Raw genomic sequence first — 9,194 nt, 5'->3', positions numbered from 1 at the left:
GAGCGGGCTGCCGATGTGCGGGAACGCGCGCTGCGGGCACGACGGGCGTTCGCAGACCTTGCATCCCGCGCCGATGTGCACCGCCGTGGCGGGGTCGTCGAGCTGCAGGCCCGAGGAGTACACCAGCCGGTCGGCGTATTCGATGTCGCAGCCCAGCCCGATCGCGAAGTTCTTTGTCGCGGTGCCGAATCCGTGCGGCGCGGTCATCGCGGTGCGCGCGACCCACAGGTAGCGCCGCCCGTCCGGCATCTCCGCGATCTGGGTGAGCACGCGGCCGGGGTGCGCGAACGCCTCGTGCACCACCCACAGCGGGCAGCTACCGCCGACCCGGGAGAAGTGAAAGGCCGTGGCGGACTGGCGTTTCGAGATGTTGCCCGCACGGTCGGTGCGGACGAAGAAGAACGGCACCCCGCGCTGGCCCTGGCGCTGCAGGGTGCTCAGCCGGTGGCAGATGGTCTCGAAGCCGACCTCGAAGCGCAGGCTGAGCAGGTCGATGTCGTAGTGCAGCTCCTCGGCCGAGCGCAGGAACCGCCCGTACGGCAGCACCAGCGCGCCGGCGAAGTAGTTGGCGAGCCCGATCCGCGCCAGCGTGCGGGATTCGCCGGTGAGCGAGGGGGTTTCGGCGAGCACGCCGTCCAGGTCGGCGCCGTAGAGCAGGAACGCGAGCGTGGTCGCGATCTGAAATGCCCGCTGCCCCGGGCGAAGTCGCCGGGCCAGGGTCAGCGTGCGGCTGTCGGCGTCGTAGTGCCGCTTCGGAATGGACGGGTCCGCGCCGTCGCCACGCACCAGCACGGTGACCCCGGCGCGTTCCTCGGCGACCCGGGCGAGCTGGCGATCCAGCGAGCCGATGGTCAGGCCGGACTGCTCGAACAGCTGCTCGGCGGCGATGTCGAGCTGCGGAATGTGGTTGTGGTGGTCGTAGAAGAAGTCCCGGACGTCCTCGTAGGGCATGGGCATGCCCGGCGCGCCGGTCGGCGCGGACACCCGGGCGGAGAGCAGGTCGAGCTGGTCGGTGGCGGCGCGCAGGCGACGGTGCATCGCGACGACGATCCTGGCCACCTCGGGCTGCCTGGTCGCGAGCTCCTCCACCTCGGTCAGCGGCGCGGTGTGCCCGCCCGCGGCGTCGATCAGCACCTCGTGCAGGTCGGAGACGAGGCGGGCGTCGGAGTCGGCGGCGAAGAACTGGACGTCCAGATCGAAGGTGGAGTTGAGTTTCAGCAGGACCGGGATGGTGAGCGGGCGCTGATCGCGCTCCAGCTGGTTGAGGTAGCTCGGCGACAGGTCGAGCGACTTGGCCAGCGCCGCCTGGGTGAGTCTGCGTTCCTCGCGCAATCGCCGAAGGCGCGCGCCCGCATACATCTTCCGCACGGAAAGATCGTAGCCCCGGGTATTCGCAATCATCGCAATATCCACGCTTCTTCGGTGTGAAAATATGGCGCTGCAAGGTAATTTGCGACAGATCCCGGCTGCGTAGCGTGCGAAGGGTTACCGGCCCTCCCAGACCAGCGCCTGCGCCGCGATCACGTCGGTGCCGTTGAAGGTCACCGCGGGGGAGCCGTGCAGGCGATAGCCCTGATCGAGCAGGCCGCTGATCCGTTCGCAGAACGAGGCGTCGTCGACGCCGGTGATCAGGCGGTAGCGCAGAGGTTGGTCGGTCATGTCCTCAGCTTAGGACTAGGGCAAAAGGTTCCTAACCGAGCAATTGCTTGGTTCAATCGAGAGGGCGTCGCGCGCAACGCGGTTCGCCCACCCGGCCTGAGAAAGTGAGCCAGCCCCATGCCAACACCCGACGAACTCGTCCGCGACATGTGCCGCAGCTGGTCCGACCCGGACCCCGACCGCATCGCCGCCTTCTTCGCCGAAGACGCTGTGTACCACAACATCCCGCTCGAGCCGGTGGTCGGCCGCGCCGCCATCCGCGACTTCATCGCCGGCTTCCTGGCCACCTTCGAGGCCATCGACTTCGACATCCACCATCAGATCACCTCGGGCAACCTGGTCATGAACGAGCGCACCGACACGTTGCGCGGCGCGGACCGCAGCATCCCGCTGCCCGTCACCGGTGTCTTCGAGGTGGCCGACGACGCCATCGTCGCCTGGCGCGACTACTTCGACATGGGCGTCATCAACCGCGCCTTCGAGCAGCAGGCCTGACCGGTCGCCGGAAAATCCGCAGCAACCCCTCGGAACCGAACCACCGCCCCGCGCGTCGAAGGTGATTAGGGGCGAATCATGGAGTGGTTCACGAAATGCGAGGAGGGGTTGGGATGGATCGATGTCCGGGATGTCACACGGCGTGGCGGCGGGGGATGAGCGCCAAGTCGCGCAAGCAACCGCTCAAGCGCACCGCCGAACCGTGCGAGCGATACACCTCCCGGCGGCGCCGGCCGACGCGGCCGGAGCCTGAATCCGACTGAGGTGCAAGCGGTGCCCGCACTGCGGCTGAGGCTCCGGCCTCGAGGGAGCACACAACGCGGTTCCGCCCCCTTCGTGACCACGAAGGAGGCGGAACCGCGTTGAACCGTCAGCGCACGGCGGTGGCGGCGGCGACCATGTTGCGCAACGCCGCCGCTACCTCGGCTTGGCCTCGGGTTTTGAGGCCGCAGTCGGGGTTGACCCAGAGGCGTTCGGCGGGAACGGCTTTGAGAGCGGCGCGGAGGGAGGTGGTGATCTCCTCGACGCTGGGCACCCTCGGCGAGTGGATGTCGTAGACGCCGGGGCCCACGCCCAGGTCGAACCCGGCGGCGTTGAGATCGTCGAGGACCTCCATGCGGGAGCGGGCCGCCTCGATGGAGGTCACGTCGGCGTCCAGCCCCGCGATCGCGTCGATCACCTCGCCGAACTCCGAGTAGCACAGGTGGGTGTGCACCTGGGTGGCGTCGGAGACGCCGGAGGTGGCGAGCCGGAACGCCTGCACCGACCAGTCGAGGTAGGCCTGCTGGTCGGCCTTGCGCAGCGGAAGCAGCTCGCGCAGCGCCGGCTCGTCGACCTGGATGATGCGGATGCCCGCGGCCTGCAGGTCCACCGTCTCGTCCCGGATCGCCAGCGCGACCTGCCGCGCCGAGTCGCCGAGCGGCTGATCGTCGCGCACGAACGACCAGGCCAGAATGGTGACCGGCCCGGTGAGCATGCCCTTGACCGGCTTCTCGGTGAGCGACTGGGCGTAGCTGATCCAGTCGACGGTCATCGGCGTCGGCCGCGTCACGTCGCCGAACAGGATCGGCGGCCGCACGCAGCGCGTGCCGTAGGACTGCACCCAGCCCTGCTCGGTGGCGGCGAAACCGTCGAGCTGTTCGGCGAAGTACTGCACCATGTCGTTGCGCTCCGGCTCGCCGTGCACGAGCACGTCCAAGCCCAGCTTCTCCTGCAGCGCAATGACATCTGCGACCTCGGCGCGCATCCGGCGCACGTACTCCGCGTCATCGATCTCGCCCTTGCGCACCGCGGCCCTGGCCAGCCGGATGGCCGAGGTCTGCGGGTACGAGCCGATGGTGGTGGTCGGCAGCGGCGGCAAGCCCAACTGCTCCTGCTGCAGGGCCCGGCGTTCCTCGGCCGGCGCCCGCCGGATCGCGTCGGGCCCCAGCTCCGCCAGCCTGGCCCGCACCGTCGAATCGTTCAGCCGGGGATCGGCCTGCCTGGTGGCCAATGCCGCACGCACGTCGGCCAATTCGGCGCCGATCGCCTCGGTGCCCTCGGTCAGCGCGGTCGCCAGCAGGCGCACCTCCGCGACCTTCTCGGCGCCGAAGGCCAGCCACGACCGCAGCCGCTCGTCCAGCCCCGTCTCGGCGGCCAGCGTGTACGGCACGTGCAGCAGCGAGCAGGACGTCGAAACCGCCACGGCGGCAGCGGAACCGAGCAGGGTGCCCAGGGTGGTCAGGGCCGCGTCGAGGTCGGCGCGCCAGACGTTGCGCCCGTCGACCACGCCCGCCACCAGTAGCTTGCCCGCCAGCGCCGGAACGCCCGCCACGTCGGAAACGGTGCTGCCGGAGGTGAAGTCGAGCGCGACGCCCTCGATGTCGGTGCTCGCCAGCGCGGTCAGCGCCGCGTCGGGATGGCCGAAGTAGGTCGCCACCAGAATCGCCGGACGCGCGGCCGACGCCGACAGCTCGGCGTAAGTGCTTCGCACCAGCGCTGTTTCGGCCTCGGTGAGGTCGGTGACCAGCGCGGGCTCATCGATCTGCACCCAGCCGACGCCGGCCTCGGCGAGCAGGCGTAGCAACTCGCGATACAGCGGGACGAGCTCGGCGAGCCGGTCCAGCGCCGCGCCGCCGCTCGCCTTGGCCAGCTTCAGGAAGGTGATCGGCCCGATCACCACCGGGCGGGCGGGCGCGCCGAGGTCGAGCGCCTCGCGCACCTCGTGCAGCAACTTCTCCGCGTTCAGCGAGAACACGGTGTCCCGGCCGATCTCCGGCACCAGGTAGTGATAGTTGGTGTCGAACCACTTGGTCATCTCCAGCGGTTCGACCTCGTCGTTACCGCGCGCGGCGGCGAAGTACCGATCGAGCGGATCGGCGATCCCGGCCACCCGCGGCGGCAGCGCGCCGAGCAGCAGGGCGGTGTCGAGTACCTGGTCGTAGTACGAAAAGGTGCCCACCGGAATCGAATCCAGGCCCGCGGCCTGTAATTCGGCGAGTTGGGCGCGGCGCAGGTCGCGCGCGACAGCGTGCAGCTGGCCGGCGTCGATCTTGCCCGCCCAGTAGGACTCGGTGGCCCGCTTCAGCTCTCGCCGCGGTCCGACTCTGGGTAGCCCGAGAACCGTTGCGGTGAACGGTGTCTGATTTACAACAGTCACGTTGTCTCTCCAGTGCTGGTGTCGTTCGCGAGCGTCGCGAGCGGACAGCTACGCGGCGCCCAGGTGCGAACGACGAGGTCGTGAGGCCTTCGCCATAGCGAGCGCGCGGCTACCGGTGACCCGCCGGGAGATTGGACAACAGAGCCCGACACATCAGTACTGGTAGAACCGCGCGCCCAAATCCACGAGGCGGTGGCCGCCGGATACGGCGTATCCGGCACGGCTGGCAGGTCTTCGGACTCGCGGGCGCCGGCCTCCCGGCCGTCCCCGGCCGACGCCGGAGGTTTCCTACTGGCCGTCGCTTCCCGGGCATCGTGCCCAGTGCGTGTGACGGCGGTCGTTCCTGCTTACCGCTGCGGGACAGTCCCGGATTCTCACCGGGTTCCCTCTCGCTCGTCCGCCCTTTCGGGGCAAGCGAACTCGACTCCGCGACGCGACGACGGGGCTCCATCTCGTACGCGCGCGGTGAACCAGCTGCACCACCCAGCATAAGGGGCGATGCGCGACGGCGGGGCGCGCGGGGGCGCGAAACGGTGAGCAAGACCACGGAACTCGGGTGTAGCCGCGCTTTTGGATTTATGATTAAAGTTGGCACACTCGGGGGAGGGCTCCGGCGTGGGGGATTCGATAGCAGGAGTGCTTGTGGTGACTGAACGGTCGGTATCGATCGTCATTCCAACGTACATCGGGACGGCGGAGAGTCGAGATCTGCTCGACGTACAGCTGGACGCCTTGACGCGTCAAGACTATAGGGGGAAATTCGACGTCGTAATAGCCGACAATGGCTCGCCGATCGACGTGCGCACGCACATAGAGAACCATCCGGCGCGTAATCGGCTGAAAGTCGAGTGGATCGACGCGTCGGGCGCCTCCGGCGCCGCTTTTGCCCGAAATGCCGGAGCCGACCGCGCCTCGGGCGAGATTTTACTGTTCTGTGATCACGACGACCGGGTCTACCCGAATTGGGTGAGCCGCATGGTCGAGTTCATAGACGAGGGCTATGACCTGACTTGTTCGGCCGTCGAGGGCGATTCGCTCAACGCGGAGAACCCGCGCCGCGTCGCCGCCATCCCGGCGCCCGACAAATTCCAGCCGCCGGGCGTTTACGCATCTGTGATCATCGGGACCAGCATGGCGTGCCGCGCGGAGGTCTATCGGAAGCTCGGCGGCCAGGACGTCTCCTTCGCCGCCAACGAGGATCTCGAATTCGGCTGGCGCGCCCATCGCGAGGGCTACCGTCTCGGATATCTGCCGGAGGCGCTCGTCGCCTATCGATACCGTCGCGGCTTCCGTCCGGGATATCGGCAGGGGCGCAGCCGCGGGATAGGGCTGGCGCGGCTGAACGCGGAATTCCCGGGTAATGGTTTGCCCGAAATTCATCTGCCAGAAGTTCTGTTACGGATGATTCGTCTTCCCTTTACTCGAGGATTGGCCGCCGAGGAACGCGGATTGATGATCGGCCTCGCGGTGGGTCAATTCCGCGGCGGCCTGCGCCACCGCACGATGCACTGGATCTGAGGATGTGACGGCCGGATGAACACATCTTCGCAACGCTGCTAGACCACGTTGTGAAGATCCCTGCGAAGGCCCCTTCCCTGTCTGTGCGGGGGCCGAGGGCGGGTACCTTAGGTCAATGTTCACGAAAGTCTTGGTCGCCAACCGCGGCGAGATCGCGATCCGGGCCTTCCGCGCGGCCTACGAACTCGGCGTGGGGACGGTCGCCGTCTTCCCCTACGAGGACCGCAACTCGGTCCATCGGACGAAGGCGGCCGAGTCCTACCAGATCGGTGAGCAGGGGCACCCCGTGCGGGCGTACCTGTCGATCGACGCGATCATCGACGCGGCCAAGACCGCGGGCGCCGACGCCGTCTACCCCGGATACGGCTTCCTGTCGGAGAATCCGGACCTGGCGGCGGCCTGCGCCCGCGAGGGCATCACCTTCATCGGCCCGTCCGCCGAGGTGCTCGAGCTCGCGGGCAACAAGGCACGGGCCATCGCGGCGGCCAGGGCGGCCGGGCTGCCGGTGCTGCGCTCCAGCGCGCCGTCCGCCGACGTGGACGAATTGCTCACGGCCGCCGAGGAACTCGACTACCCGATCTTCGTCAAGGCGGTCGCCGGCGGCGGCGGGCGCGGCATGCGCCGGGTCGCCGACGCCGAGCACCTGCGCGAGTCCATCGAGGCCGCCTCGCGCGAGGCGGAGTCGGCCTTCGGCGATCCGACCGTCTTCCTCGAGCAGGCGGTGGTGAATCCGCGCCACATCGAGGTCCAGATCCTGGCCGACCAGCACGGCAACGTGATGCACCTGTTCGAGCGCGACTGTTCGGTGCAGCGCAGGCACCAGAAGGTGATCGAGCTCGCGCCCGCGCCGAACCTGGATCCCGCACTGCGGGAACGCATCTGCGCCGACGCGGTGGCCTTCGCCAAGGAGATCGGCTACAGCTGCGCGGGCACCGTCGAGTTCCTGCTCGACGAGCGCGGTAACCACGTCTTCATCGAGATGAACCCGCGCATCCAGGTCGAGCACACGGTGACCGAGGAGATCACCGACGTGGACCTGGTGCAGTCGCAACTGCGCATCGCGGCGGGGGAGTCCCTCGAACAGCTCGGCCTCAGCCAGGACACGGTCAGCATCCGCGGCGCCGCGATGCAGTGCCGGATCACCACCGAGGACCCGAACAACGGCTTCCGCCCCGACACCGGCCGCATCACCGCCTACCGGACGCCAGGCGGCGCGGGCATCCGGCTCGACGGCGGCGCCAACCTCGGCGCGGAGATCGGCGCCTACTTCGACTCCATGCTGGTGAAGCTCACCTGCCGCGGCCGCGACTTCGGCGCCGCGGTGTCGCGGGCCCAGCGCGCGCTCGCCGAGTTCCGAATTCGCGGTGTCACCACCAACATTCCGTTCCTGCTCGCGGTGCTCGACGACCCGGACTTCAAGGCGGGCCGGGTCACCACCTCGTTCATCGACGAGCGTCCGGAGCTGCTCAACCAGCGCGGCTCGGCCGACCGCGGCACCAAGATCCTGACCTACCTGGCCGACGTCACGGTCAACAAGCCGCACGGCGAGCGGCCGACGACGGTCTACCCGCACGACAAGCTGCCCCCGATCGATCTGTCGGCGCCGCCGCCGGACGGCTCGCGGCAGCGGCTGCTCGCGCTCGGCCCCGAGGGCTTCGCGCAGGCGTTGCGCGCGCAGAAGGCGGTCGGGGTCACCGACACCACCTTCCGCGACGCGCACCAGTCGCTGCTGGCCACCCGGGTGCGCACCAACGGCCTGCTCGGCGTCGCGGGGCACGTGGCGCGGATGACGCCGGAGCTGCTGTCCATCGAGGCCTGGGGCGGCGCGACTTACGATGTGGCGCTGCGCTTTCTGTACGAGGACCCGTGGGAGCGGCTGGCGGCCCTGCGCGAGGCGGTGCCCAACATCTGTCTGCAGATGCTGCTGCGCGGCCGGAACACCGTGGGGTACACGCCGTATCCGGAGCAGGTGACCCGCGCGTTCGTCTCCGAGGCGACCGCGACCGGCATCGACATCTTCCGCATCTTCGACGCGCTCAACAACGTCGATCAGATGCGCCCGGCGATCGACGCGGTGCGCGAAACCGGCACGGCCATAGCCGAAGTCGCGATGAGCTACACCGGGGACCTGTCCAACCCCGACGAAACCCTGTACACCCTGGACTATTACCTCAAGCTGGCCGAGCAGATGGTCGACGCGGGCGCGCACATCCTCGCGATCAAGGACATGGCCGGGCTGCTGCGGGCGCCCGCGGCGGCGACCCTGGTGACCGCGCTGCGCAGCAACTTCGACCTGCCGGTGCACGTGCACACCCACGACACCCCGGGCGGCCAGCTGGCGACCTACCTCGCGGCCTGGCAGGCCGGGGCCGACGCCGTCGACGGCGCGAGCGCGGCGATGGCCGGAACCACCAGTCAGCCAGCGCTTTCCGCGATCGTCGCGGCCGCCGCGCACAGCGACTACGACACCGGCCTGAACCTGCAGAACGTGTGCGACCTCGAGCCGTACTGGGAGGCGCTGCGAAAGGTGTACGCGCCCTTCGAGTCCGGGCTGCCCGCCCCGACCGGCCGGGTCTACACCCACGAGATCCCCGGTGGTCAGCTGTCGAACCTGCGTCAGCAGGCCATCGCGCTCGGACTCGGCGACCGGTTCGAAGAGGTCGAGGCGAAATACGCTGCCGCCGACCGGCTTTTGGGCCGGCTGATCAAGGTGACCCCGTCGTCGAAGGTGGTCGGCGACCTCGCGCTCGCGCTGGTCGGCACCGGCGTCGACATCGAGGACTTCGCCGCCGACCCCGGCCGCTACGACATCCCCCGACTCGGTGATCGGTTTCCTGCGTGGCGATCTCGGCACTCCGGCCGGCGGCTGGCCCGAGCCGTTCCG

Annotated in this window: 5 protein-coding genes, 1 pseudogene and 1 riboswitch; of the genes and pseudogenes, 3 read left to right on the top strand and 3 right to left on the bottom strand. The window is 69.0% G+C overall.

What is annotated here, in order from left to right:
- Both ON39_RS22975 and ON39_RS47510 read right to left on the bottom strand, forming a co-directional pair.
- On the bottom strand, positions 1-1,368 hold a 1,368-nt coding region (locus tag ON39_RS22975), incomplete at its 3' end, for a short-chain fatty acyl-CoA regulator family protein (protein ID WP_040737519.1).
- Between the two features lie 117 nt (positions 1,369-1,485).
- Entirely contained in the window at positions 1,486-1,659 is a 174-nt protein-coding gene (locus ON39_RS47510; RefSeq protein ID WP_083894637.1) for a DUF1737 domain-containing protein, read from the bottom strand.
- Positions 1,660-1,776: 117 nt separating this feature from the next.
- Here ON39_RS47510 and ON39_RS22970 point away from each other — a divergent pair, with 117 nt between their 5' ends.
- Positions 1,777-2,154, top strand: coding sequence for a nuclear transport factor 2 family protein (locus ON39_RS22970; protein WP_040737517.1), 378 nt, complete (start codon positions 1,777-1,779; stop codon positions 2,152-2,154).
- A gap of 370 nt (positions 2,155-2,524) precedes the next feature.
- Here the strand turns inward: ON39_RS22970 and metE are convergent, their stop codons facing one another.
- The gene (gene metE, locus ON39_RS22965; RefSeq protein ID WP_040737515.1) at positions 2,525-4,792 is read right to left on the bottom strand and encodes a 5-methyltetrahydropteroyltriglutamate--homocysteine S-methyltransferase; all 2,268 of its coding nucleotides are present in this window, start codon (positions 4,790-4,792) and stop codon (positions 2,525-2,527) included.
- Between the two features lie 208 nt (positions 4,793-5,000).
- A riboswitch (cobalamin riboswitch) is annotated at positions 5,001-5,223 on the bottom strand.
- 214 nt (positions 5,224-5,437) lie between these two features.
- Here metE and ON39_RS22960 point away from each other — a divergent pair.
- Both ON39_RS22960 and ON39_RS22955 read left to right on the top strand, forming a co-directional pair.
- A complete protein-coding gene (locus tag ON39_RS22960) occupies positions 5,438-6,310 on the top strand; it encodes a glycosyltransferase family 2 protein (protein WP_157195504.1) in 873 nt (290 codons plus the stop codon).
- Positions 6,311-6,425: 115 nt separating this feature from the next.
- Positions 6,426-9,194, top strand: a pseudogene (locus ON39_RS22955) (pyruvate carboxylase); the annotation flags it as partial.

It is taken from the genome of Nocardia tenerifensis NBRC 101015 (assembly GCF_000308715.1).
Taxonomy (GTDB): Bacteria; Actinomycetota; Actinomycetes; order Mycobacteriales; family Mycobacteriaceae; genus Nocardia; species Nocardia tenerifensis.
The sequence above is the reverse complement of the archived record's forward strand: the minus strand, read 5'-3'. Positions and strand labels throughout refer to the sequence as shown.

Excerpts from the sequence above, each read along its gene's own strand:
- ON39_RS47510 (WP_083894637.1), bottom strand. The coding sequence starts at position 1,659 with ATGACCGACCAACCTCTGCGCTACCGCCTGATCACCGGCGTCGACGAC.
- ON39_RS22970 (WP_040737517.1), top strand. The coding sequence starts at position 1,777 with ATGCCAACACCCGACGAACTCGTCCGCGACATGTGCCGCAGCTGGTCC.